This is a genomic window from Bosea sp. RAC05, assembly GCF_001713455.1.
Taxonomy (GTDB): domain Bacteria; phylum Pseudomonadota; class Alphaproteobacteria; order Rhizobiales; family Beijerinckiaceae; genus Allobosea.
Map to the genome: position 1 here is coordinate 4,819,954 of NZ_CP016464.1, position 24,632 is coordinate 4,844,585.

Here is a 24,632-nt window from a genome sequence, read left to right on the forward strand (position 1 = left end):
ATGCTGCTGAAATACATCCTCAAGCGCATCCTGGTGATGATCCCGACCCTGCTGGTCACCAGCGCGCTGATCTTCACCGTCATCAACCTGCCGGAGGGCGACTATTTCGAGACCCTGGCCGCCGAGATGCAGGCGCAAGGGGAGAAGGCCGATCTCTCCCGCATCGAATTCCTCAAGCAGGAATACGGCTTCGACCGGCCGGTGATCGAGCGCTATTTCTGGTGGGTCACCGGGCTCCTCCAGGGCGATATGGGCTACTCCTTCGAGTACCAGCGCCCCGTCCGGGAGGTGGTCGGGGACCGGCTCTTGCTCACGATGATCGTGTCCTTCGTGACGATCATCTTCACCTGGGTCGTCGCCTTCCCGATCGGCATCTATTCGGCGACGCACCAGTACAGCTGGGGCGATTACGGGCTCACCTTCGTCGGGCTCATCGGCCTCGCCGTGCCGCATTTCCTGCTGGCGCTGGTGTTCATGTATTTCGCCAATGTCTGGTTCGGCACCTCGATCGGCGGCCTCGTCGACCCGCAATATCTGAACCAGCCGATGAGCTGGGCCAAGGCGGCCTCCGTGCTGGAGCATCTCTGGATACCCGTCATCATCATCGGGGCCGGCGGGACGGCCGGCATGATCCGCGCCGTGCGCGCCAACCTGCTCGACGAGCTGCAGAAGCAGTATTACGTCACCGCCCGCGCCAAGGGGCTGCCGCCCGGCAAGGCGCTGCGCAAATACCCGCTGCGCATGTCGCTGAACTTCTTCGTCTCCGACATCGGCGACATCCTGCCCTCGATCGTCTCGGGCGCCGAGATCGTCGCCATCGTCCTGTCCCTGCAGACCACCGGGCCGCTCCTGATCCGCGCCCTGCAGAGCCAGGACATGTATCTCGCCGGCTCCTTCCTGATGTTCCTCTCCTTCCTGACCGTGATCGGCGTGCTGATCTCGGACATCGCGCTCGCGATCCTCGATCCGCGCATCCGGCTGCAGGGGACCGCGACCAAGTGAGCCAGGCCGCGAACCCGACCCTGCCGACCAACGCGCTGCCGCCGGATGGCGCGCCGCTGCCCCATACCGCCTCGACGGCGCCCTTCGAGCCCAATGCCGTCGAGGTGATGACGCCCGAGCAGGAGCGCGTCTATCTCGCCTCGCAATGGCAGCTGATGTGGTGGAAGTTCCGCCGCCACAAGCTCGCGGTCATCTCCGGCGTCGTCATCCTCGTGATCTACGCGATGGCGATCTTCGCCGAGTTCCTGGCGCCCTATCACTACACCACGCGCAACACGGACTTCATCCGCGCGCCACGGCAGGAGGTGCACCTCTTCCACGAGGGTCGTTTCCTCGGACCCTTCGTCTATCCCTATACCCAGCGCCTCAACATGGAGAACCTGAAGCGCGAATACGACGTCGATCGGACCCGCCCGCAGCCCCTGCGCTTCTTCTGCCGCGGCGAGGAATACCGCTTCTGGAACCTCGTCCCGGGCAATCTCCATTTCGTCTGCCCGCCCGAGGACGGCACGCTGTTCCTGCTAGGCTCGGACCGGCTCGGCCGGGACATGCTCTCGCGCATTCTCTATGGCGGGCGCATCTCGCTCTCGATCGGGCTTCTCGGCGTCTTCGTCTCCTTCGTGCTCGGCGTCATCATCGGTGGGATCGCCGGCTATTACGGCGGCAAGGTCGATCTCGTCGTCCAGCGCCTGATCGAGATCGTCCAGTCGCTGCCGCATATCCCGCTCTGGCTCGCGCTGGCCGCGATCATGCCGCCCTCCTGGAGCCCGCTGCTGGTCTATTTCGGCATCACCGTCATCCTCGGCCTGATGGACTGGACCGGGCTGGCGCGCGCGGTGCGCTCAAAGCTGCTCTCCCTACGGGAGGAGGATTACGTCGTCGCCGCCCAGCTGATGGGGGCGAAGCCCGCCCGCATCATCGGCCTGCATCTCGTCCCGGGCTTCATGAGCCATCTCATCGCCTCGGCGACGATCACCATCCCCAAGACGATCCTCGGCGAGACGGCGCTGAGCTTCCTGGGGCTCGGCCTGCGCCCACCGATCACCAGCTGGGGCGTCATGCTCAACGAGGCGCAGAACATCAATGTCGTGGCACTCTATCCCTGGCTGCTCTATCCGGTCGTGCCCGTCATCCTGATCATCCTCGCCTTCAACTTCCTCGGCGACGGCCTGCGCGACGCGGCCGATCCCTATCGCTGAACCCGCAGCCAGCCCGTCCGACGCGAAGACCCGGTGCGCATCGCCTTTCACACCCCGCTCAACGCCTATGACGACGGCCGCATTTCGGGCGACCGCCGCATGGCGAGGCAGCTCGTCGCGGTTCTGGAGGGCCTCGGCCACAGCGTGACGCCCGGCATCGGCGCGCGCGACTTCATGCCGACGCCCGAGCCCGAGCGGCTCGCGGCCCATGAGGGCGCCGCCGCGCGGCGGGCGGACGACCTGCTCTCGCAATGGCGCGCCGACGGCGCCGCCCCGGACCTCTGGTTCACCTACCACAACTACTACAAGGCGCCCGATCTGCTCGGCCCGAAGATCAGCGCGCGCCTCGGCATTCCCTATGTCGTGGCCGAGGCCAGCGACGCGGAGCGACGCGCCAGCGGAGACTGGGCGCGGCACACGGCGATCGTCCGCGACGGTCTCTCGGCCGCCGCCCTGCATCTCTATTTCACCGATCGGGACCGGCAGGGGCTCGAGCCCTGGCGGTCGCCCCACACCGCGCTGGTCGAGCTGCCGCCCTTCGTCGCGTTCGACCGCGAGCCGCCGCGCCGGGCGGGCTGCACCGACGTGCCCCGGCTGGTGACGGTCGCGATGATGCGCGAAGGCACCAAGGAGAACAGCTACCGCCTGCTCGCCCGCGCCCTGCATCATCTCGGGAACCGCCCCTGGAGCCTGACGATCATGGGCGATGGCCGCAGGCGCCCCGAGATCGAACAGGCTTTCGCGGGCCTGCCCGAGGGGCGCATCGCCTGGCACGGCGCCGTCGCGCATGATCGCGTCGTCGCCGGTCTCGCCGGCCACGATCTCTTCATCTGGCCCGGCCTGCGCGAGGCCTATGGACTGGTCTATCTCGAGGCGCAGGCGGTCGGCCTGCCGATCGTCGCCTTCGACAGCGGCGGCGTCTCGGCGACGGTGCGCGACGGCCAGACCGCCCTGCTCGTCGCGGAGGGCGACGAGGCGGCCCTGGCCGCGGCGCTGCAGAGCCTGATCGACGATCCCGACCGTCGCGCGACCATGGGCGCGGCCGCGCGTCGATTCGCGCTGGACGAACGCACCCCCGCCGCCGCCGCCGCCATCCTGGAGACGGCGCTGGCGACGGCGCTCGCCAACCATGCCGCGCGCCGGTCAGCGGGCGGCCGGGACATCGCGCCATGACGCGTGCCGCGACGGACTCCCTCTGGCTGCCGCTCGAGACGGAGCTCGACCGCTGGAGCGCCGCCGGCCGACGCGTCTCGCTCTGGCTGCGGGACGACGACGCGATCACCGCCAGCCCGGCTCTCGACCGCCTGTCGGCCCTGTCCCAGCGCCACGGGCTGCCCGTCCTGCTGGCGGTGATCCCGATGCTGGCTGAGCCGTCGCTGGCGGCGGCCCTGCGGCAGATGCCGTCCCTGCTGCCCTGCCAGCATGGCTGCTGGCACCGCAACCACGCCCCGGCCGGCGCCAAGAAGGCCGAGTTCGGGGCCGAGCGTGCGGCCAATGACATTCGTAACGAGCTCCGCGAGGCAAAGGCGCGCCTCGGCGATCTGCTCGGCCCCGCTCTGCTGCAGGTCTTCGTGCCGCCCTGGAACCGGATCGACCCCGCCCATGCCGCCCTGCTGCCCGACATCGGCTTTCGCGGCCTCTCCTGCTTCCGCGGCTACCGGCTGGGGGCGAAGGGCGGCCCGGCCCTCGTCAACACGGCACTCGACATCATGGATTGGCGCACACGCATCGGGCGCCCGGCGGCGGACCTGGTCGACGAAGCCTGCCGCCTGCTGGCCGGACTGCGCGCCGAAGCCAGCGGCGGAGCCGCACTCGGCCTGCTGCTGCACCATCGCGATCATGACGAGGCCGCATGGGCCTTCCTCGAGGGCTTCCTGGCGCGCGCGTTCTCCCATCCCGCCGTCGCGCACGGCGACCCGCGCCGGCTGTTTGGGCTGTGACGTTCCCTTGCGTCCGCCCCACGGTTAGGGTCAGGGAACCGAATCGATCTCGGAGCGTTGGTCGCCCATGAAAAAGCCGATCGCCGTCCTCGCCCTCGCCACCAGTCTTGCGGCCTGCAGCAGCCCGCCGCGCCCTCCCGTCGGCGAAATGCCCCGGGCGACGCCGACCAAGCGCATCGCCATCGTCGGCGCCGAGGTCGTCCTGCCCGACGGCTCGCGCACGGCCATGGACGCCGCCGGCGGCTTTGTTCTGCCCAATGGCGAGCGCGTCAGGCGCGATGCCCGGGGCGCCCTGGTGCTGCCGAACGGCAATCGCTGCCTGCCTGACGGCACGGGCTACGTCTGTCCCTGACCCGGCCGCATGCCGCATCGGCACGGGCGGGCTTGGAGCCGCGCGAGGCACGCGCTATAACCCGGTCTCGTAATCTCAGGTGCGTTCGTCCTCGGCACGAGGTCGTCTGACCTATCTGCGGGGGGCGACGCGGATATGCCTTTCAACGTCGTCGACCTTGCGGGCGCCGAGCGGACTCCACGCAGTCCTCAGGCGCCACGCGTGCTGATCTACAGCCACGACACCTTCGGTCTCGGCCACATCCGCCGCTGCCGTGCGATCGCCAACTCGCTGGTGGCGACCTACCCTCATATATCAGTGATCATCGTCTCGGGCTCGTCGGTGATCTCGAGCTTCCAGTTCGGCGACGGCGTCGACTACGTCCGCATCCCCGGCGTCGAGAAGCAGAGCGATGGCCGCTATGGCCCGCATCACCTCAATCTCGACCTTCACGACACCATCCGCCTGCGCACCGACATCATCAAGCAGGTGGTCCTCTCCTTCGACCCCGACGTCGTCATCGTCGACAAGGAGCCGATCGGCCTGCGGGGCGAACTCGTGCCGGCGCTCGACATCCTACGCCGCCGCGGGGCCCGCATCGTGCTCGGCCTGCGCGACGTGCTCGACGAGCCGGCCAAGCTCCATGAGGAGTGGCGCCAGAGCGGAGCGCTCGAGGCGCTCGGCCAGATCTATGACGACATCTTCGTCTACGGGCTGGAGAGCATCTACCAGCCGCTCGCCGGCCTGCCGAACCAGCATCTCTTCGCCCACAAGATCCGCTACACCGGCTACCTCAAGCGCGCCGTCCCGAGCCCGATGCCGCCCACCCGCTACCCGCGGATCACCAAGGGCCCCTTCATCCTGGTGACGCCGGGCGGCGGCGGCGACGGCGCCGGCGTGATCGACTGGGTGATCTCCGCCTACGAGGCCGATCCGACGATCGAACTCCCCGCGTTGATCGTCTTCGGCCCCTTCATGTCGCGCGAGCGCCGCAAGGACTTCGCCGAGCGGATCGCGCGCATCCCCAAGCTGGAAAGCCTCGGCTTCGAGCCGCGCCTCGAACTGCTGATGAACCGGGCCCATTGCGTGGTCGCGATGGGCGGCTACAACACCTTCTGCGAGGTGCTCTCCTTCGACAAGCCGGCGCTCATCGTCCCGCGCGTCAAGCCGCGCCTCGAGCAGGCGATCCGGGCGGAGCGGGCCGACCACCTTAAGCTGGTCGACGTCCTGCACGATCCCCAGGAGAACGGCGAAGGCGAGCGCGATCCGCTGGTGATGGCGCGCGCGCTGCACGGCCTGCCGCGCCGCATGCCGCCCTCCCAGGCCTTCGTTCCGAGCCTGCTCGACGGCCTGCCCGCGATCAGCCGCGCGCTGGCCCCCGATCTCTCGCTGCCGATGCGCAGCCGCGCCGCCGTCAAGACCACGGCGGCGACCAGCTGACCGCTGCGCCCATGCCCCCCTTGCGGGGCCGGCGATGGACAAGCCGGACTAAAGTTCGCAATATATCAGCGTCCGGACAAAAGGCCTGCGGTGGCTGTGCCTTGCCGGGGGAGAAGCCCGCCATGCCCGCGCTGCTGTTCCGGAATTTTCGCCTGCTCGAACCCGAGTTCGGCGAGGTGCGCGCCGGCTATGAGCTTCTGGTCGAGGGCGACACCATCCGCGAGCTCTCCGACAAGCCGATCAAGGCGGACTTCGCCGACGTCGTCGATTGCGGCGGCCGCACGCTCATGCCCGGGCTGATCGACAGCCATGTCCATGTCTTCCTCTCGGAGGTCGTGATCCGCTCGATGGAGAGCATGCCGCTGACGCTGATGACGGCGCGGGCGATCGGCCTGATGAAGCGCATGATCGACCGCGGCTTCACCACGGTGCGCGACACCGGCGGTGCCGACTGGGGCATCAAGGAGGCCGTCGACAAGGGCCATGTCGCCGCGCCCAGGCTCTTCATCGCCGGCCAGGCGATCGGCCCGACCGGCGGCCACAGCGACCCGCGCCGCCGGACCGATTTCGGGTCCCGCTGCAATTGCTGCAACGCCATGGCCTATACGATGACCGTCTCCGACGGCGTCTCCTCCGTCCGCAAGTCGGTCCGCGAGCAGATGCGTCTCGGGGCCGACCACATCAAGATCATGATGTCGGGTGGCGTCGCCTCCCCTTATGACCCGCTCGATTCACTCCAGTTCAGCCTCGACGAGGTCCGTACCGCCGTCGAGGAAGCCGCCGCCTTCGGCCGCTATGTCTGCGCCCATGCCTATACGCCCGAGTCGATCACGCGTGCGGCCCAGTGCGGCGTGCGCGCCATCGAGCACGGCAACCTGATCGACGACGCTTCGGCCAGGCTGATGGCCGAAAAGGGCATGTTCCTCACCGCCAACCTCGTCGCCTATTACGCGATGAAGGAGCGTGCCTCGGAATTCGGCATGGATGGCGACATGCTCGCCAAGAACGACCTCGTCATCGATGGCGGGCTGCGGTCGCTGGAAATCTGCAAGCGCGCCGGCGTGCCGGTGGCCTATGGCTCCGACCTGCTCGGCCAGCTCCAGGTCGACCAGTCCCGCGAGTTCCTGCTGCGCCGCGAGGTGCTCTCACCGATCGAAATCATCCGTTCGGCAACCACCATCGGCGCACAGCTCCTGCGCATGGAGGGCAAGCTTGGCACGCTGCGTGCTGGGGCTTATGCGGATATGATCCTCGTCGACGGCAATCCGCTCGAGGATCTCGGCCTGTTGCAGGATCAGGGCGCACGGCTGCCCGTCATCATGAAGGGCGGCGCGTTCCACAAGAACACGCTGCAGTGAGAGCAGATTGAATGCGTAGGGAAACACGCCGTCATCCTGGACAAGCTGCGCAGCCGCGCCGCTCCGGGACCCAGCATCAGGCTCGACTGCGCCCGATGACGGTTTCCGGCGCTGCGCCTCGCTTCGCCCAGGAGAACGGCGTTCCGTCCGGCAGCGTCGGAGACTGCGTATGAGCGCTGGCGCCCGCCCGAGCCTCGGCCGCATCGCGCTCAACGCGGCGGCGGGCCTGTCGCTGCTCTACATCCTGCTGCCGCTGATCTTCGTCACCTGGCTCGCCTTCTTCCGGCAGGAGATCCCCTCCTTCCCGCCGGAGGGCTATTCGCTGAAATGGTTCGCGGCCGCGGCCAACAACCAGCCCTTCATCAACGGCTTTCTGCTCAGCCTCAAGGTCGGCGTCGCGGCGACGCTGCTGGGCCTGCTCGTGGGCGTGCCCGCGAGCCTCGCCCTCGTGCGCCACCGCATCGTTCTGGGCCCGCTCTTCAACACGCTGCTGCTGATGCCGCTGGTGATGCCGGGCATCGTGCTGGGCACTGCGATCTACGTCTTCCAGATCGAGACCGAGATCGCGACCGGCCTGCCGGTGATGGGCTCGCAGGGCGGATTGATCGCGGCGCATACGCTCGTCGTCATCCCCTGGGTGGTGCGCTTGGTCACGGCGAGCCTTGTCGGCTTCGACCGCACCATCGAAGAAGCCGCGCAGAACCTCGGCGCCGGCCCCTTCACCACCTTCCGGCGGGTGACCCTGCCGAGCATCCGCCCCGGCATCGTCGCGGCGGGGCTGTTCGGTTTCGTCACCTCCTTCGGCAATCTGGAGATGAGCCTGTTCCTGGTGGGACCGGGCCGCACCACCCTGCCGATCGCCATCCTGCAATATCTCGAATGGAAGATCGATCCGACCGTGGCAGCCGCATCCCTGATCCAGATCGTCCTGATCGCCGTGGCGATGATCGTCACCGACCGTTACGTCAAGCTGAGCCGGGTGGTCTGAGACGATGGCACGGCTTTCGATCGAGCATCTGCGCAAGACCTATGGCGACCTGACGGTCGTCAACGACGTCAACATCGACATCGCCGACGGCGAGTTCCTCGTGCTGCTCGGGCCTTCGGGCTGCGGCAAGACGACGACGCTGCGCATGGTCGCGGGCTTCATCGCCCCCAGCGCCGGCTCCATCACCATCGGCGAGCGCAGCGTCACCACGCTGCCGCCCTGGAAGCGCAATTGCGGCCTGGTCTTCCAGAGCTATGCGCTCTTCCCGCACATGACGGTCGCCGAGAACGTCGCCTTCGGCCTCGAGATGCGCAAGATCCCGCCGGCCGACCGGGCGCCGCGCGTCGCCGAGGCGCTGCGCCTCGTCCAGCTCGCCGGCTTCGACGAGCGCTATCCGCGCCAGCTCTCGGGCGGCCAGCAGCAGCGCGTCGCGCTCGCCCGCGCGCTCGCCATGGAGCCGGACGTGCTGCTGCTCGACGAACCGCTCTCCAATCTCGACGCCAAGCTGCGCCAGGAGGTCCGGGTCGAGATCCGCGACCTGCAGCGCAAGCTCGGCCTGACCACGATCATGGTCACCCACGACCAGGAAGAGGCGCTGACCATGGCCGACCGTCTGGTCGTCATGGAAAAGGGCGAGGTTCGCCAGATCGGCACCCAGCGCGAGCTCTACGAGAGGCCCGCCGACCGCTTCGTCGCCGGCTTCATCGGCCGCAGCGCCTTCCTCGACGGCGAGATCGTCGCGCCCGGTCGCTTCCGGACGAAGGGCGGCGTCGCCATCGGCTGCGCGGCGGCGACCGGCACCGGCGCGGCGACGCTCGCCCTGCGGCCGGAGCGCATCGCCGTCGGCGGCGAGGCGGACGGACTTCAGAACCGCTTCGAGGCGCGCGTCGAGCACGCCTCCTATCTCGGCGCGATCCTGGAGATCGACGTCAGCCTTTCGGGGCGGGACGCGATCGACAAGGACCGCATGCTGCTGCAGATCCCGAACAAGGCCGGCGTCGCCGAGCCGAAGCCGGGCGAGACCATCACCATAGGCTGGGCCGAAGACGCCGGGCTCGTTTATCCGCGCGAAGCCTGATTTCAACGCTTCGACGGGCGTCCAACAGGGGAGTAACCACCATGACGACATTCGACAGACGCGATCTTCTCAAGGGCGCCGGCGCCGCCGCGCTCGCCACCGGTCTCGGCAGCCCGGCTCTCGCCCAGGCCGCCGGCAAGGTCGTCGTCGGCACCTGGGGTGGCGACTATGCCCGCCTCCTGACCAAGAACATCGAGGACCCCTTCCTCAAGTCCAAGGGCATGGAAGTGGTGCAGGATCAGGCCGGCGACGCGCCCCGTCGCGCCAAGATGGTCGCCGAGCGCCGCCTCCCGCGCGGCACGGTCGACATCCAGGGCCTGTCCGCCGCCAACATGTTCGAAATGAACGAGGCCGGCGTCATCGATGCGATCGACTATGCCAAGATCCCGAACGCCAAGAACCTGCTGCCGACGATGAAGTATCCCTACGGCGTCGGGCACATCTATTCGGGCAACGTGGTCATCTACAATCCCAAGGTCATCACGGCAGCCCCGACCGGCTTCAAGGACTGGCTCGATCCCAAGCACGGCAACAAGATCGGCTTCATCGACATCCAGTACCAGTCGATCATGATCGCGGCGTCGCTCGCCGGCACCAATGGCGCCAGCATGAACGACCTCGACAAGGCCAAGGAGGTGCTGATGGCGGTCAAGAAGGCCGGCGCCCGCGTCTACCCGACGAACGAGGCCTTCGCCGCCGCGATGAAGAACGAGGAGATCGGCATCAGCGCGATCTGGAAGGCGCGTGTCGTCCAGTGGCAGAACGCCGGCATCCCCTGCGAGGCCGTCGCCCCCGTCGAGGGCATCCCGATCTATGTCTCGGGCTTCGTCATCCAGAAGAACGCGCCCAACAAGGACAACGCCTACGCCTATATGAACGCGATGCTGGAGAAGGCCGCCCAGGAGGCCTTCGCGGTCGACATGGGCTACAACGGCACCGTCACCGGGCTGACCGTTGCGCCCGACCTGCAGAAGCGCATCGGCTTCACCCCCGAAGAGGAGAAGAAGCTGCGCGACCTCGACTATGCCTTCCTCGCCAAGAACGATTCGGCGATGAAGGAGTGGTGGGACAAGGTCTTCAAGGCGTGATGCAACTGCGGTCGGGCTCTGGCACCATGAGCATTTCCCATCTCCCGTCATGGTCGGGCTTGTCCCGACCATCCACGTCTTGCGACGGGGATGGAGAACGGGGCGTGTCTCATGGCTGGGCCCGGTCGCTCCAGGCATGGCAGCCTGTGACGACAGGCGTTCAAGACGTGGATGGTCGGCACAAGGCCGGCCATGATGCTGAGGCCACGCCATGAGCGTAACCGCTCCCGAACCCGTCGCGGGCGCACGGACCGGCCTCGCCGGTCTGCTCGTCGTGCCGGCGACACTCTTCGTCGCGATCGGGCTGCTCGGCCCGATCGCGATCCTCTTCCGCTATTCGCTGAACCAGTTCATCCCCGGCCAGTTCATGGTCGACGGGCTGACGATCGAGAACTACGTCAAGTTCTTCACCGACAGCTATTACCTCACCGTGCTGGCCCGCACCGTCCGGGTCGCCGTGATGTGCACCATCGCCTGCCTGGTAATGGGCTTCCCGCTCGCCTATGTGCTCGCGCGCACGCAGAGCCGCTTCAAGAACCTGCTGATCATCGCCGTGGTGCTGCCCCTCTTCGTCGGCAACGCCGTGCGCGCGGCCGGCTGGATGACCGCCTTCGGCAGCAAGGGCGCGCTCAACGCCTCGCTGATGGGGATGGGCCTGATCGATCAGCCGCTCGAGATCATGTACACCGAGAACGCCGTTCTGATCGGCATTATCGCGGTCAACCTGCCCTTCATGGTGCTGACGCTGCAGAGCGTCATCGAGGGCATTCCCCGCAATGTCGAGGAGGCCGCCTTCAGCCTCGGCGCCGGCCCGGCGGCGATGTTTCGCCGCGTGCTCTGGCCGCTGGCCCTGCCCGGCATCCTCGCGGGCACGATCCTGACCTTCATCCTGGCGATGAACGCCTATGCCACGCCCGTCCTGCTCGGTGGCCCGAAGTTCCAGATGATGGGGCCGCTGGTCTATGGCCAGTTCGCCCAGCAGAACAACTGGCCCTTCGGCGGCGCGATCTCCTTCATCCTGATGACGGCGACCATCCTGCTGACGGTGGCCGCCCATCTGATCGTGCAGCGGCGCTATCGGTGAACGCGGGCCGGCTGCGGCCCAGCGTCACTGGCCGGGGACGCCGCTGGCCAAGCCAGCGGGGCCGCGCTAAGGGCTGAGCCATGACATTCAGCGGTACACTCGTTCCCGTCGCCGTCGGTGCCGTCGCCGTCGTCCTGGTCCTCGGGCTCGCCAACATGCTGCGCGGCGGCAGCGCCAACACCTCGCAGAAGCTGATGCGCCTGCGCGTCATCCTTCAGTTCGTCGCGATCCTGGTGATCCTGTTCGTGCTGTGGTGGCGCAGCGGCTGAGGCGACGGCCACATCGGCGCGATCCCCAGCATTTTCACAAGACATTGATCTATCAGAGATTTTTCCTGCTTGCTACAGCAACCGATCGGCGCCGGCCGCAATCCCGCCATAATCCGGTCACGAGTCTTTGGGCAACCTTAAGGCTGTCCCCGACGGCAAGAAGTTCAGATCGCCCATGGTTCGCGTCGCGTTGCTTCTCCTCTCCGGCGTCCTTATCGCCTCGCCCATCGCGGCGCAGGCTCAGGACCTTCCGGCCGGAGCCTCGAGCTACGCCCCGGCAAGCCTGCCCTCGCCATCGCTGTCCTGGGAGGCACGCATCGGCGCCGGCGCGGCCAATCCCGGCGGCCGCGAGAGCGGCCTGGCGAACTTCAGCGGCGAGATCGCGACGCCCCGGCCCTTCACCCTGAGCGACCGGTTCGCCAACGCCTTCGTGCCGCGTTTCCATCTCGGCGCCAGCGCCAATTTCAACGGCACGCGCTTCGCTTATGCCGGCGCGAGCTGGACCATCGACATCACCAGCAAGGTCTTCGTCGAGGCCAGCTTTGGCGCGGCGGTCAATGACGGCAAGACCGGCGCGATCATCCCGCAGAACCGTCTCAACCTCGGCTGCAACGGCGGCACCCGCGAGGCCGCCGCTCTCGGCGTGCGCCTCGACGACCGCTGGAGCCTCGTCGCGACGCTGGAGCATTTCAGCACCACCGGCTGCGCCGACCGCGGCCAGGCCCGCGGCCCGGCCAACATCGGCGCCCGTCTCGGCTACAGCTTCTGAGCCGGGGCGTTTCGCCGCCGCTGCCGAGCGCGAAACGCCGCTTCCGTCGGCCGCGCGGCGCGCTATAAGGCGCCATGGTCAAGCTGAACCGAATCTACACCCGCACCGGCGACGACGGCACCACCGGTCTCGCCACAGGCCCGCGCCGGCCAAAATACGACCTGCGCGTCGCCGCCTATGGCACGATCGACGAGACCAATGCCTGCATCGGGATCGCCCGGCTTCATGCCGCCGCGGAGGACCCAGAGGTCGACGCGATGCTCGGCCGCATCAGCAACGACCTCTTCGATCTCGGCGCCGACCTGTCGACGCCCGACACCGGCGAGCCGCCGGCCTATGAGCCGCTGCGGATCGTATCGGCCCAGGTCGATCGCATCGAGGCCGACATCGACCGTCTCAACGAGACGCTGGCCCCGCTGCGCTCCTTCGTCCTGCCCGGCGGGACACCGGCCGCCACCCATCTGCATCTCGCCCGCACGGTCAGCCGCCGCGCCGAACGCCTGATGACGGAACTCGCCCAGACGCCCGGCGAGATCGTCGGCCAGCCGGCGCTGCAATATGTCAACCGCCTCTCCGACTTCCTCTTCGTCGCGTCGCGCTATCTCAACGCCAGGGCCGGGGGCGACGTGCTCTGGGTGCCCGGCCAGAACCGCTAGCGCGCCGCGTGTTCATCCCCCTGCATGACGGCGTGCCGCTGCGCTTCATGCGCGCACCCTTCGTGACTCATGCCCTGATCGCGCTGTGCACCGGGCTCTATCTGCTGGTCACCCTGCGCCGGGACGAAACGGCGCAGATCGCCGTCGCCGCCGGCTTCGGCCTGATCCCATCGGTGCTGTTTGGAACGGCGCAACTGCCGACCGAGTTGCTGCAGGCGCCGCCCTGGCTGACGCCGCTCAGCAATGTCGTCCTGCATCTCGGCCTCGCCCATCTGCTGGGCAACATGCTGTTCCTCTTCGTCTTCGGCGACAATGTCGAGGATGCGATGGGCCATGCCCGGTTCCTGCTGTTCTTCTGCCTCTGCGGCCTCGGCGGATCCCTCGCCCACGCCCTGATGAACCCCGCCTCGGAGCAGCCGCTGATCGGTGCCTCGGGCGCGATCTCCGGCGTCATCGCCGCCTATCTGATGCTCTATCCGCGCGTCCGCATCTGGGGCCTCGCCTTCAACTGGATTCCGCTGCGGATCACCGCCCTCTACGCCATCGTCGCCTGGATCCTGTTCCAGCTCGTCCAGGCGCTGATCGACCCGGACGGCCATGTCGGCTGGTGGGCCCATCTGGGCGGGCTCGGCACCGGCGCCGCGCTCACGCCAATCCTGATCCACCGTCGCGTGGCCCTGTTCGGCCGCGCGGCGCGCGGCTGAGGGGCGCGTTTTGGGGATCGGGGATGGGCCATCCGCGGCGTTGACAAGCGCAAACGCGCGTCGTTACGGTCCCTCCGCATTCGAGCCGAGAGCCGCGATGCCGCCATCCTTCCGCCCTCTGCGGCACGGTCCGGGATGCGGCGGGACCAGCCTCTTTTCTGAACGGTGATGACGACGATGAAGATCCTTGTGCCCGTGAAGCGGGTTGTCGACTACAACGTGAAGATCCGGGTGAAGGCGGACGGCTCGGGCGTCGAACTCGCCAACGTCAAGATGTCGATGAACCCCTTCGACGAGATCGCCGTCGAGGAGGCGCTGCGGCTGAAGGAGGCCGGCAAGGCGACAGAGGTCGTCGTGGTCTCGATCGGGCCGGCGCAGGCCGCCGAGACGATCCGCACCGGGCTGGCCATGGGCGCCGATCGCGGCATCCTCGTGAAGGTCGAGGGCACGGTCGAGCCGCTCGCCGTCGCCAAGCTCCTGAAGAAGGTCGTCGAGCAGGAGAGCCCCGGCCTCGTCATCCTCGGCAAGCAGGCGATCGACGACGACTGCAACCAGACCGGCCAGATGCTCGCAGCGCTGCTCGGCTGGCCGCAGGGCACCTTCGCCTCGAAGGTCGCGCTGGAGGCCGAGTCGGTCGACGTCACCCGCGAGGTCGATGGCGGCCTGCAGACGGTCTCGCTCAAGCTGCCGGCGATCGTCACCACCGATCTGCGCCTGAACGAGCCGCGCTACGCCTCGCTGCCCAACATCATGAAGGCCAAGAAGAAGCCGCTCGACGAGACCTCGGCCGAGGCGCTCGGCGTCGACGTCGCGCCGCGCCTGACGGTGCTGAAGACCGTCGAGCCGGCCGGCCGCTCCGCCGGCATCAAGGTCGGCTCCGTCGCCGAACTCGTCTCCAAGCTCAAGAACGAAGCCGGAGTGCTTTGACATCATGACGACGCTGCTGCTCGCCGAGCACGACAACAAGAGCCTCAACGAGGCCACCCGCAAGGCCATGACCGCCGCCAAGGCGCTCGGTGCGCCCGTCCATGTCCTCGTCGCCGGCCAGGGCGCGCAAGCCGTGGCCGCCGCCGCTGCCAAGCTCGACGGGGTCGAGAAGGTCCTGCTGGCGGACGACGCCGCCTATGGCCATCATCTCGCCGAGCCGCTGGCTGCGCTGATCGTCTCGCTCGCCGGTGGCTATGGCGCGATCGTCGCGGCCGGCACCACCACGGGCAAGAACGTGACGCCGCGCGTCGCCGCGCTGCTCGACGTGATGCAGGTCTCGGAGATCACCAAGGTCGTCTCGCCCGATACCTTCGAGCGGCCGATCTATGCCGGCAACGCCATCCAGACGGTGCAGGCCAGCGACGCCAAGAAGGTCATCACCGTGCGCGGCGCCTCCTTCGCGGCCGCCGCCGACGGCGCCGCCACCGCGCCGGTCGAGGCCGTCGCCGCCACGGCCCAGGACGGTTCCTCCCAGTTCAAGGGCGAGGAGGTCGCCAAGTCCGACCGGCCGGAGCTGGCCTCGGCCAAGATCATCATCTCGGGCGGCCGGGCGCTCGGCTCGTCGGAGGCCTTCGGCAAGGTCATCGAGCCGATCGCCGACAAGCTCGGCGCGGCCATGGGCGCCTCGCGCGCGGCGGTCGACGCCGGCTACGCGCCCAATGACTGGCAGGTCGGCCAGACCGGCAAGGTCGTGGCGCCCGATCTCTACATCGCCGTCGGCATCTCCGGCGCGATCCAGCATCTCGCCGGCATGAAGGACTCCAAGGTCATCGTCGCGATCAACAAGGACGAGGAGGCCCCGATCTTCCAGGTCGCCGATTACGGCCTCGTCGGCGACCTCTTCACCCTGCTGCCGGAGCTCGAATCCGAACTCGCCAAGATCGGCAAGTGAGGGCCGGGGACCGGCAGGTCGCGGCGCTCAGCCAATCGGACGCTGCGCAGCGCCCGTGATTGATATATGAAGAGGCGGCCGCGCGCGGCGGCCCGCATCCGCCTCCGACCATGGACGCGGTGACACCGGAGATGGAACAGACCATGTCGGCTCAGGCGATCAGGACGATCGGCATCATCGGCGCGGGCCAGATGGGCAACGGCATCGCCCATGTGGCGGCCGTGGCGGGGTTCGAGGTGAGGCTGCACGACATCGCCGAGGAGCGCATCAACGCGGCGCTGGCGACGATCGACGGCAACATGGCCCGCCAGGTCGCCAAGGGCGCCATCGGCGACGAGATCCGCCGCGATGCGATGGCCAAGATCGCCGCCGCCCCGAAGCTCGAAGGCCTCGCCGATTGTGACCTCGTCATCGAGGCCGCGACCGAGAGCGAGGAAACCAAGCGCAAGATCTTCACCGCCGTCTGCCAGCACATCAAGCCGGAGACGATGCTGGCCTCCAACACCTCCTCGATCTCGATCACGCGGCTGGCCGCCGCGACCGACCGGCCCGAGCGCTTCATCGGCATCCATTTCATGAACCCCGTGCCGCTGATGCAGCTCGTCGAGCTGATCCGCGGCATCGCCACCGACGACCAGACCTTCGAGCTCGCCAAGGAGTTCGTCGGCAAGCTCCACAAGACGGTCTCGGTCTCAGAGGATTTCCCCGCCTTCATCGTCAACCGCATCCTGCTGCCGATGATCAACGAGGCGGTCTACACGCTCTATGAGGGCGTCGGCTCGGTCGAGGCGATCGACACCGCGATGAAGCTCGGCGCCAATCACCCGATGGGGCCGCTGCAGCTGGCCGACTTCATCGGCCTCGACACCTGCCTCTCGGTCATGCAGGTACTTCATGACGGCCTGGCGGATTCCAAGTATCGCCCCTGCCCGCTGCTGGTGAAATACGTCGAGGCTGGCTGGCTCGGCCGCAAGACCAAGCGCGGTTTCTACGATTACCGCGGCGAGAAGCCGGTCCCGACGCGCTGAAGTCGCCTTCAAGCCCGGGTTTGACCCGGGCATTGCCTCCCATCACACCCTGAATCAGAGGGTCGGGTCGTCCCCGATCCCGACGGTCGCGGCGGCCCAATCGCCGCACCCCTTCACATTCCTGTCGTGCCGCGCTTACATTGATGCCCATGCGGGATTCGTCTTGCATGTGAAAGCGGAGGTGCGGCGGGTTTGACGGCGCATGTGATGCATCCGATGGCCTCGCCGGATGGTTGTCCGGCGCTGGTTCTCAATGCCGATTTTCGGCCCCTGAGCTATTATCCGCTCTCCCTCTGGAGCTGGCAGGACGCGATCAAGGCGGTCTTCATGGACCGCGTGAACATCGTCTCCGAATACGACACCGTCGTCCGCAGCCCGAGCTTCGACATGCGGCTGCCCTCGGTCGTGTCGCTGAAGACCTACATCAAGCCCTCGCGCACGCCGGCCTTCACGCGCTTCAACGTCTTCCTGCGCGACCGTTTCGCCTGCCAGTATTGCGGCGCCCGCGACGAACTGACCTTCGACCACGTCATCCCGCGCTCGAAGGGCGGCCTGACTACCTGGGAGAACGTGGTCGCGGCCTGCTCGCCCTGCAATCTGCGCAAGGGCGACAAGATGCCGGCTGCGGTCGATATGTTCCCGATGCAGAAGGCCTACGCGCCGACGATCAACGACCTGCACCGCAACGGCAAGCTCTTCCCGCCGAACTATCTCCACGAGAGCTGGCTCGACTATCTCTACTGGGATTCCGAACTGGAGCCGTAAGGCGACCGCTCAAGCGCGCCCGCGCCCGAGCACGCCCGTCAGAGCCCCCGCGAACAGGGCGAGCGAGGCCAGCACGTTCCAGCCCGCGAGAGACAGGCCGAGGAACCGCCACGCCGCCTCCGTGCAGCTGACGACCCGCGTGGTCTGGAGCTGCTTCATGAAATCCTGCACGCCGGCCGCGGCCGGCGCAGCCGCCCCGCCGCAATCATTGGGGCCGGCGAACCATCCCCATTCGACGCCGGCATGATAGACGCCGAGCCCCGTGCTCCAGGCCATCAGGCCGGCGAGCCCCAGCAGCACCAGCCATTGCAGCCGCGGCGAGCGCGCCAGCACCAGCCCGGCCGCGGCGAGGCCGATCGCGGCATAATGTGGCAGGCGCTGCTCGAGGCAGAGCTTGCACGGCCTCAGGCCCACCACGATCTCGAAGAACCAGGCGCCCGCGATCAGGGCGAGGCAGGCGAGGCCGATGAGCGCGATCAGGCGCCGCGGCGTCAGTCCGGAGCGTTGCGTGACGGAGGCGGAGAGGGTCATCGGCAGGCTCGGCGGGCGCGGTCGGAGGACGAAGCAGACGAGCCCACCCTGCGACCCGCTTGCGGCCGAAATACAGCAGGACAGGCGCGACGGCAGCCCTGTCGTCGATCATTTTTCAGGCGCGACGACCGTGCACTCCGCGGGCCCGCGCGCCGATTGACCGGCCGCAGTCGATCGCTATAGTCCGCCCCGCCCGAAAGGGGCCCCTGTGGCGGAATTGGTAGACGCGCTCGACTCAAAATCGAGTTCCGCAAGGAGTGCTGGTTCGATCCCGGCCAGGGGCACCATCATCAGCCGAGGCGTTCGCGCCCGGCGATATCAGGCAATGCCCCCGGCCACATCGCTATTCGGGTTTGATCCCAGCCGCCCGCGCGATGGACTTCATGGCCGCGATCTCCGCGGTGATCTCGCCCGGCCAGTCGGCATAGGGCCGGTAGACCGGCTCGAACCCTGATTTCGTCATCGCGGCCAGCGCCGCCGGATCGCGCATCACGGCGGCCAGAGCATCGCCGAGCCTGGCCCTGGCCTCGGCGGGGATGCCCTTCGCGGTGACCAGCGCGACCCAGGAGGAGAGGTCGATGCCTGGAAAGCCGAGCTCCTGCAGCGTCGGCACGTCCGGCAGCATGGCCGAGCGCTTCGCCGAGGTGACCGCCAGCGGGCGGATCTTGCCGGCCTCGATCTGCGGTTTGGCCGCCACGATCGTGTCGATCAGGAAGGGTACATGCTTGCCGACGAGATCGTTCATGGCCGGGCCGCTGCCCCGATAGGGGACATGCGCCATCTTGATCCCGGCCACGGCTTTGAACCATTCGCCGGCGAAATGCGAGACGGTGGCCGTTCCAAACGACGCCAGGGTCAGTTTGTCGGGCTCGGCCCTGGCCGCCGCCACGAGCGCCGCCACATCCCGCGCCGCATGGTCGGCATGGGTCACCAGCACGAGATTGGCGGTGGCGACCTGCGCCAGGGGCTCGAAATCCTGAGCGGCGTCGTAAGGCAGGCTCGGCATCACAGCCGGGTTGAGCGTGAAGGTGGAGTTCGAGCTGATGAACAGGGTGTAGCCGTCCCGGGGCGCCTGCAGCAGCGCCTGGGCCCCGATCACCGTCCCCGCGCCCGGCCGGTTCTGCACGATCACCGGCTGCCCGAGCCGGCTCTCCAGCTCCTTGGCGAGGAAGCGGCTCAGGACATCAGCGGCCCCGCCCGCCGCATAGGGCGCGATGATCTGCAGCGGCCGGTTCGGAAACGCCGCCTGGCCCAGCGCAGCCAGCGGCACCAGGGTCCCCAGCCCGACGAGCACGGCCCGCGCGAATGTCCTGATCATGTCACCCTCCCCCTCGGGCCTGTCGCCGGCCCGCTCGGTCAATCAATTGACTGATCAATGATTGCAACGTCAAGCGTGCTGCCGCCAAGATGGCCTCATGACGCAAGACATGACTCCCCAGCAGCCGGCGGACCTCGAAGCGCTCCTGACCTTCCGTCTGGTCCGCTTCAACGCGGCCCTGAACCGCCAGAGCGTCCGGTTGCTGCGCGAGGCCGGCGGGCTGAACATCCCCCAATGGCGCATCATCGCGTTCCTGGCCGCCCATGGCGCAATGACGGGGCGTCAACTCGCCGAGATCGCAGGCCTCGATCCCGGCCTGACGAGCCGCTGCCTGCAGGAACTCACCCAGCGTGGCCTCGCCTCCTGTGAACGGCGGCCGGGGGATCGCCGCGCCGTCTGGGCGCAGCTGACCGACGAGGGCCGCGCCCTCGAAGCGCGGGTGCGACCGGTCATGCGGGCGCGCCACGAACGCCTTCTCGCAGCCCTGGACGAGACCGAGCGGCAGCAGGTCTTCGTGATCATCGAGAAGCTCAGGGAGGCGGTCCTGCGCGGCTGAGCCGCCCTGATCTGGCAGGGACGCGACGGGGCCGTGCCGCCGGGCGCGTCCGCACCGGGAGACGCAGGATCGGCGCTCGGACGCCCGTCGCTAGCCCCAGCCCTCCGAATCGTCCTCGTGCCGGGCTTCCCATTTCTCGATCGCCTCAATGAGGCCGATGAGTTCGGCCTCCTCCGCGGTGCCCGGCGCCGGATGGCCGAGCTCCGCGACCCGCTCGAGCGCCCGCTCGTAATCGTCCGCGCAGCAGACGATCGCCTTCTTGTCCGCGATCATGTCCCGTCTCCCTGAACGAGGGCCGGATGGTTGCGCGTCTTATAGGCGACCATCGCGGCACTGATGGCGAGAAACACCTTCGGCTCCGGCCTGTCGGCCGGAGTGTCGCCCGGCACGGCCAGCCCGGCGAAGGCGGCGTCATCCTCGCTGGTCTCGCTCGTCATGGCCACCGCCTCCGCTCGTCTTCGACTCACAAACCGGGAGCGGCGCCGATCGTTCCCGGCCAGCCTAGCGCATCAGCCCCGCCGCCCGTAGCGCATCGGCGATGACCTGGCCGGGCCCGGAGGCCGCCGGCTGTGGCGGCAGGGGCCGAGCCGTCTCGGCCGGCCGGCTCCGGGCAGTGGATGCATCTGCGCCCGGAGCCGTGGCAGCCGCCGCGACGGCATCCGTGAGATGCCAGAAGGCCGCGATGTGCCGCGTCGAGGAAATGCCGGCCTGCAACATGTGCGGCCCCGGCACGCCGATCCCGTCGCCGCCATCGATCGGCGTGCCATGCCCGAGGCCGGCCACCGTGAAGGCCTCGATCCGCGCCGTGCCGGTGCCATCGCGCCAGACGCGGCGCTGGTGGGGGCCGAGCGACAGGGTCTGCGACGGGCTCTCGGAGAGGCCGTGGAGCTGCCGCCACTGCGCCAGCACGGCCTCGCCATTGGCCGGCGCGACCGTGTGGTCGCGCGACCCGTGCCAGACCGACAGCGTCGGCCAGGGCCCGCTATGGCGCGAAGCCGCACGCACCGCGCGCAGCAGCTCGGCCTCGCCCGGCAGGCCATGTCCGCGCATGCGCTCCAAGGCCTCGGGAACGCCCGAGGCGCTGCCATAGGGCAGGCCGGCGATGACCGCCCCGCCGGCAAAGAGCTCCGGATAGGTCGCGAGCATCGCGGCCGCCATCGCCCCGCCGGCGGACAGGCCGGTGACGAAGACGCGGCGGCGGTCGAGCCCGTACCCGGTGATCGTCCCCTCGATCATCTGGGCGATCGAGAGCGCCTCGCCCGCCTCGCGGGCGATGTCGCCGGGCGCGAACCAGTTGAAGCAGAGATTGGCGTTGTTGGCGCGCTGCTGCTCCGGAAACAGCAGGGCGAAGCCGTGCCGGTCGGCAAGGCGGGACCATCCCGAGCCGAGGTCGTAGGCCGCCGCGCTCTGGGTGCAGCCATGCAGCACCACCACGAGCGGCGCGCCGGGCGCGAGCCCCTCGGGACGATAGCGGTGGGCCCGCAGGGCGCCGGGATTGGAGCCGAAGCCGGCCCATTCGGTCAGGCGGGACGCGACGGCGGCGTCCTGTCCCGGACCGCGGGCGGCGGCGAGGCGGGCGATGGTATCCGACAGTCGGGGCATGAAGCGCTCCTGCGCCGGCCGCGACGAGATGACGGCGGCCTTCGATCCTCAACGCGATCATAGCTGCTTATGTTGCAACGCAACATCACCGATGCGGCATCGGGCCCGCGGGATTGCCCGGCACAGCCCGATCGCGGAGAGTGACGCAGCCCTCAACGGACGATGTCTTCCCGTGCGCATCCTGCTGATCAATCCGAACACGACGGCCGAGGTGACGGCGCTGATGGCGCGGGTGCTGGCGCCGATGCTGCCGCCGGGCGTCACGCTGAAGCCCGTCACGGGGCGCTTCGGCGCGCGCTACATCGCCAGCCGCAGCGCCGCCGCGATTGCCGGGCACGCCGCCCTCGACGCCCTCGCCGAACATGGCGGCGATTGCGATGCGGTCTATCTCGCCTGTTTCGGGGACCCCGGGCTGCTCGCCCTGAAGGAGCTCGCCGCCGTGCCGGTGATCGGCATGGCCGAGGCGAGCTGCATCGCCGCGGCCAAACGCGCCGAGCGCTTCGCCATCGTCACCGGCGGGCAGCGCTGGGGGCCGATGCTGCGGGAATTCGTCGGCACGCTCGGGCTGGGAGACCGGCTCGCCGGGATCGAGACCGTCGCCCCGACCGGCGCCGAGATCGCGCGCGACCCCGACGGCGCCATCGCCCTGCTGACGCAGGCCTGCCGAGACGCGGCGGCACGCGACGGCGCCGGCGCCGTCATTCTCGGCGGCGCGGGGCTGGCCGGCCTCGCGGCGCGCATCAGGCCCCATCTCGACCTGCCCGTCATCTGCTCGGTCGAGGCCGGTCTGGCCGCCGTCCTGGCAGCCCTGCGGGACCCACCGCCCAAACCCGAGACCGGCGACCTTTCGGCGCCGGCCCCGATCGCGAGCATCGGCCTCTCCGAGCGGCTCGCCGCCCGGCTGGCCGAAGCCGGAGCGACGCCGCCCTCGTGACGGGCACCGGCGGCGCTCAGCCTTTGCCGGCGAGGGAAATGCCGTTCTGCCCGGCGACGAAGTCCGACAGCATCGGCACATAATCGTCGCCCTTTCCGGCGGCGACCGCGGTGGCGAAGCTGTTCTTCACGGCGTTGCCGATCGGATTGGGGACACCGGCGGCGTTCGCCACGCTTTCGAGATAGCGCACGTCCTTCAGCGCGTTGACGAGCGTGAACTTGTGGGCGTTGCGGTCGCGCTCGAGCACATACTGCATGAAGGTCTGGTAGAAGCCGCAATCCATCCGGCTGCCGCGCAGCACGCTGTCGAAGGTCTGCGGGGTGATGCCGATCTTCGAGGCCAGCGTCAGCGCCTCGGCATAGATCGCCGCATAGCCCATCGAGAGGAAGTTGTTCAGGAGCTTCATCTTGTGGCCGTCGCCGACGGGGCCGAGATGCACGACCTTCTGCGCCCAGGCCTCGATCGCCGGCTTGATCCGCGCGAAGACCTCCGGCGTCGTCCCGACCATCGCCGAGAGCTGGCCGAGCGCGGCCTGGGCCGGCGTTCCGCCGAGCGGCGCATCGGCCAGATGCAGGCCCTTGGCCTCCAGCTCTCCGGCGATCCGCACCGTCACCGTCGGGTCCGAGGTCGAGCAGTCGACGATCACCGTGCCGGGCTTGGCGCCCGCCGCGATGCCGTCGGGCCCGTTCACCACGGCCTCGACCTGGGCCGAACCGGTCACGCACAGGAAGATGATGGTGGCGTTCTGCGCGAGCTCCCGGGGCGTCTTGGCCTCCTTCGCGCCGCCGGCGACGAGGGTCTCGACCGGCTTGCGGTTGCGATGCCCCATCACGGTCAAGGGGAAGCCCTTGTTGAGCAGGCTCTGGGCCATGCCCTGCCCCATCAGCCCGACGCCGATGAAGCCCACTGATTCTTTGGTTGCGGTCATCTTCAATTTCTCCTGTTTATATGAGAATGACGGATCGACGTGATGGAACGCCCGACCAAGAACCGGTCGCAGGGTCGCGTATCCGACGCCGGAGAAGAGCGTCATGACCAGCAGCGGCCCCGTCAGTGCCGGTTCCCCCGTCAAGCCAGCGGCTGCGCTCTCGGTCGCGCGCGGTCGCGTCACGCTTCAGATCATCGCCGATCGGCTCGCGGTCTCGACCGCGACCGTGTCGCTGGCCCTGCGCGGCTCGCCGCTGGTGGCGGAGTCGACCAGGGTCCGCGTCCAGCAGACGGCCCGCGAACTGGGCTACAGCTACAACCGCAGCGCCGCGTCGCTGCGGACCGACCGCACCAACATCCTCGGCGTCGGCTTCCACGACATCACCAATCCCTATTTCGCCGAGCTTTTGGCCGCGATCGAGGAAACCACCACGGCCCATGGCCGCTCGATCCTGCTCGGCACCTATGGCGAGGATCTCGAGCGGCAGGACCGTGTCCTCAACACGCTCAAGGAGTATCGCCCGGACGGGATGATCCTCTGTGCCGCCGGCGGCTCGACGCCGGAGACCTTCGCCCATCTGATCGCGGCCGGCGTTCCGATCGTCCAGCTCTCGCGCGAGATCACGCCCGATCTCGACTTCGTCGGCTCCGACGACCGCCACGGCACCATCCTGGCGATGGAGCATCTGATCGGCCTCGGCCACCGGCGCATCGCCTTCATCTGCCAGAACCAGAAGATCTCGACGGGCGCCAACCGCTACGGCGGCTACTGCGAGGTTCTGGCGCGCAACGGCATCCCGGTCGACCCGACGCTGGTCTATCCCGGGCACGGCACGCGCGAGAACGGCTCCAAGGGCATCCAGGCGGTTCTCGATGCGCCCGACCCGCCGACGGCGGCGGTCTGCATGAACGATCTCGCCGCCTTCGGAGCCATGCTCGGGCTGCGCCATCGCGGCCGCGAGGCCGGGCCCGACTTCTCGATCATCGGCTGCGACGACGTTCAGGAGGCGGCGCAGTGGTACCCGGCCCTGACGACCATCCGCAATTTCCAGGACGAGATGGGCCGCACCTCGGCCGAATTCCTGATCAGCCGCATCGCCGATCCCGCCGCGCCGCCGCGCCGGCTGCTGCTGACACCCGCTCTCGTCGTCCGCGGCACGACCGCCCCGGCCCGCGCCTGAGCCCA

The 24,632-nt window shown here is 68.6% G+C and carries 28 protein-coding genes and 1 tRNA gene; 23 read left to right on the forward strand and 6 right to left on the reverse strand.

Annotated features, from left to right (window positions below):
* Positions 1-3 precede the first annotated feature (3 nt).
* From BSY19_RS26305 to BSY19_RS26395, 19 genes are all read left to right on the forward strand, one after another.
* Complete coding sequence (locus BSY19_RS26305) at positions 4-1,002, forward strand: ABC transporter permease (protein WP_066722775.1); 999 nt, start codon at positions 4-6, stop codon at positions 1,000-1,002.
* Entirely contained in the window at positions 999-2,201 is a 1,203-nt protein-coding gene (locus BSY19_RS26310) for an ABC transporter permease (RefSeq protein ID WP_236840456.1), read from the forward strand. Before BSY19_RS26305 ends, BSY19_RS26310 begins: the two co-directional genes overlap by 4 nt.
* A 33-nt stretch (positions 2,202-2,234) precedes the next feature.
* Positions 2,235-3,374 (forward strand): glycosyltransferase family 4 protein, encoded by a 1,140-nt coding sequence (locus BSY19_RS26315; protein ID WP_069056748.1) that lies wholly within the window; start codon positions 2,235-2,237, stop codon positions 3,372-3,374.
* Positions 3,371-4,141, forward strand: coding sequence for a polysaccharide deacetylase family protein (locus BSY19_RS26320; RefSeq protein WP_069056749.1), 771 nt, complete (start codon positions 3,371-3,373; stop codon positions 4,139-4,141). Before BSY19_RS26315 ends, BSY19_RS26320 begins: the two co-directional genes overlap by 4 nt.
* 67 nt (positions 4,142-4,208) lie before the next feature.
* Positions 4,209-4,493 carry a hypothetical protein gene (locus BSY19_RS26325; protein ID WP_069056750.1) on the forward strand — a complete coding sequence of 95 codons (285 nt, stop codon included), beginning with the start codon at positions 4,209-4,211 and terminating at the stop codon, positions 4,491-4,493.
* Between the two features lie 201 nt (positions 4,494-4,694).
* Complete coding sequence (locus BSY19_RS26330; RefSeq protein ID WP_236840457.1) at positions 4,695-5,912, forward strand: glycosyltransferase family protein; 1,218 nt, start codon at positions 4,695-4,697, stop codon at positions 5,910-5,912.
* 122 nt (positions 5,913-6,034) lie between these two features.
* Positions 6,035-7,270: a metal-dependent hydrolase family protein gene (locus tag BSY19_RS26335; RefSeq protein ID WP_069056752.1), complete on the forward strand. Its 1,236-nt coding sequence runs from the start codon at positions 6,035-6,037 to the stop codon at positions 7,268-7,270.
* A 169-nt stretch (positions 7,271-7,439) separates the two neighbouring features.
* Positions 7,440-8,258, forward strand: a complete 819-nt coding sequence (locus BSY19_RS26340; RefSeq protein ID WP_171905211.1) for an ABC transporter permease — start codon at positions 7,440-7,442, stop codon at positions 8,256-8,258.
* A gap of 4 nt (positions 8,259-8,262) precedes the next feature.
* The gene (locus BSY19_RS26345; RefSeq protein WP_069056753.1) at positions 8,263-9,336 is read left to right on the forward strand and encodes an ABC transporter ATP-binding protein; all 1,074 of its coding nucleotides are present in this window, start codon (positions 8,263-8,265) and stop codon (positions 9,334-9,336) included.
* A gap of 41 nt (positions 9,337-9,377) precedes the next feature.
* Complete coding sequence (locus BSY19_RS26350) at positions 9,378-10,424, forward strand: ABC transporter substrate-binding protein (protein ID WP_069056754.1); 1,047 nt, start codon at positions 9,378-9,380, stop codon at positions 10,422-10,424.
* Positions 10,425-10,635: 211 nt separating this feature from the next.
* A complete protein-coding gene (locus tag BSY19_RS26355; RefSeq protein ID WP_069056755.1) occupies positions 10,636-11,508 on the forward strand; it encodes an ABC transporter permease in 873 nt (290 codons plus the stop codon).
* An 80-nt stretch (positions 11,509-11,588) separates the two neighbouring features.
* Positions 11,589-11,777 carry a twin transmembrane helix small protein gene (locus tag BSY19_RS26360; protein ID WP_069056756.1) on the forward strand — a complete coding sequence of 63 codons (189 nt, stop codon included), beginning with the start codon at positions 11,589-11,591 and terminating at the stop codon, positions 11,775-11,777.
* Positions 11,778-11,952: 175 nt separating this feature from the next.
* Entirely contained in the window at positions 11,953-12,546 is a 594-nt protein-coding gene (locus BSY19_RS26365; protein WP_069056757.1) for an acyloxyacyl hydrolase, read from the forward strand.
* 74 nt (positions 12,547-12,620) lie between these two features.
* On the forward strand, positions 12,621-13,202 hold the full coding sequence (locus BSY19_RS26370; RefSeq protein WP_069056758.1) for a cob(I)yrinic acid a,c-diamide adenosyltransferase: 582 nt from the start codon (positions 12,621-12,623) through the stop codon (positions 13,200-13,202).
* 8 nt (positions 13,203-13,210) lie between these two features.
* Positions 13,211-13,906 (forward strand): rhomboid family intramembrane serine protease, encoded by a 696-nt coding sequence (locus BSY19_RS26375; protein ID WP_069056759.1) that lies wholly within the window; start codon positions 13,211-13,213, stop codon positions 13,904-13,906.
* A 177-nt stretch (positions 13,907-14,083) separates the two neighbouring features.
* Entirely contained in the window at positions 14,084-14,833 is a 750-nt protein-coding gene (locus tag BSY19_RS26380) for an electron transfer flavoprotein subunit beta/FixA family protein (protein WP_069057413.1), read from the forward strand.
* A gap of 4 nt (positions 14,834-14,837) precedes the next feature.
* A complete protein-coding gene (locus BSY19_RS26385; protein WP_069056760.1) occupies positions 14,838-15,785 on the forward strand; it encodes an electron transfer flavoprotein subunit alpha/FixB family protein in 948 nt (315 codons plus the stop codon).
* Between the two features lie 131 nt (positions 15,786-15,916).
* On the forward strand, positions 15,917-16,813 hold the full coding sequence (locus BSY19_RS26390; RefSeq protein ID WP_150129746.1) for a 3-hydroxybutyryl-CoA dehydrogenase: 897 nt from the start codon (positions 15,917-15,919) through the stop codon (positions 16,811-16,813).
* 207 nt (positions 16,814-17,020) lie between these two features.
* Positions 17,021-17,578: an HNH endonuclease gene (locus tag BSY19_RS26395; RefSeq protein ID WP_066720294.1), complete on the forward strand. Its 558-nt coding sequence runs from the start codon at positions 17,021-17,023 to the stop codon at positions 17,576-17,578.
* Between the two features lie 9 nt (positions 17,579-17,587).
* Here the strand turns inward: BSY19_RS26395 and BSY19_RS26400 are convergent, their stop codons facing one another.
* A complete protein-coding gene (locus tag BSY19_RS26400; RefSeq protein ID WP_069056762.1) occupies positions 17,588-18,109 on the reverse strand; it encodes a disulfide bond formation protein B in 522 nt (173 codons plus the stop codon).
* A 202-nt stretch (positions 18,110-18,311) separates the two neighbouring features.
* On the opposite strand from BSY19_RS26400, the gene BSY19_RS26405 reads away from it, so the two are divergent.
* Positions 18,312-18,396 (forward strand) — tRNA-Leu (locus BSY19_RS26405).
* A 56-nt stretch (positions 18,397-18,452) separates the two neighbouring features.
* On the opposite strand, the gene BSY19_RS26410 is transcribed toward BSY19_RS26405, so the two are convergent.
* On the reverse strand, positions 18,453-19,427 hold the full coding sequence (locus BSY19_RS26410; RefSeq protein WP_069056763.1) for a Bug family tripartite tricarboxylate transporter substrate binding protein: 975 nt from the start codon (positions 19,425-19,427) through the stop codon (positions 18,453-18,455).
* A gap of 97 nt (positions 19,428-19,524) precedes the next feature.
* Between BSY19_RS26410 and BSY19_RS26415 the strand changes: the two genes are divergently transcribed.
* Positions 19,525-19,983 (forward strand): MarR family winged helix-turn-helix transcriptional regulator, encoded by a 459-nt coding sequence (locus tag BSY19_RS26415; protein WP_083247856.1) that lies wholly within the window; start codon positions 19,525-19,527, stop codon positions 19,981-19,983.
* A 90-nt stretch (positions 19,984-20,073) separates the two neighbouring features.
* Here the strand turns inward: BSY19_RS26415 and BSY19_RS26420 are convergent, their stop codons facing one another.
* The 3 genes from BSY19_RS26420 to BSY19_RS26425 form a co-directional block, all read right to left on the reverse strand.
* Positions 20,074-20,256 (reverse strand): hypothetical protein, encoded by a 183-nt coding sequence (locus BSY19_RS26420; RefSeq protein ID WP_069056765.1) that lies wholly within the window; start codon positions 20,254-20,256, stop codon positions 20,074-20,076.
* Complete coding sequence (locus BSY19_RS28110; RefSeq protein ID WP_171905212.1) at positions 20,253-20,420, reverse strand: hypothetical protein; 168 nt, start codon at positions 20,418-20,420, stop codon at positions 20,253-20,255. Before BSY19_RS28110 ends, BSY19_RS26420 begins: the two co-directional genes overlap by 4 nt.
* Before the next feature lie 64 nt (positions 20,421-20,484).
* On the reverse strand, positions 20,485-21,585 hold the full coding sequence (locus BSY19_RS26425; RefSeq protein WP_069056766.1) for an extracellular catalytic domain type 1 short-chain-length polyhydroxyalkanoate depolymerase: 1,101 nt from the start codon (positions 21,583-21,585) through the stop codon (positions 20,485-20,487).
* Between the two features lie 172 nt (positions 21,586-21,757).
* On the opposite strand from BSY19_RS26425, the gene BSY19_RS26430 reads away from it, so the two are divergent.
* A complete protein-coding gene (locus BSY19_RS26430; RefSeq protein WP_069056767.1) occupies positions 21,758-22,519 on the forward strand; it encodes an aspartate/glutamate racemase family protein in 762 nt (253 codons plus the stop codon).
* A 16-nt stretch (positions 22,520-22,535) separates the two neighbouring features.
* Here BSY19_RS26430 and BSY19_RS26435 read toward each other — a convergent pair whose 3' ends face one another.
* On the reverse strand, positions 22,536-23,447 hold the full coding sequence (locus BSY19_RS26435; RefSeq protein WP_069056768.1) for an NAD(P)-dependent oxidoreductase: 912 nt from the start codon (positions 23,445-23,447) through the stop codon (positions 22,536-22,538).
* Between the two features lie 103 nt (positions 23,448-23,550).
* Here BSY19_RS26435 and BSY19_RS26440 point away from each other — a divergent pair, with 103 nt between their 5' ends.
* Positions 23,551-24,627, forward strand: a complete 1,077-nt coding sequence (locus BSY19_RS26440) for a LacI family DNA-binding transcriptional regulator (protein ID WP_083247857.1) — start codon at positions 23,551-23,553, stop codon at positions 24,625-24,627.
* Positions 24,628-24,632 lie beyond the last annotated feature (5 nt).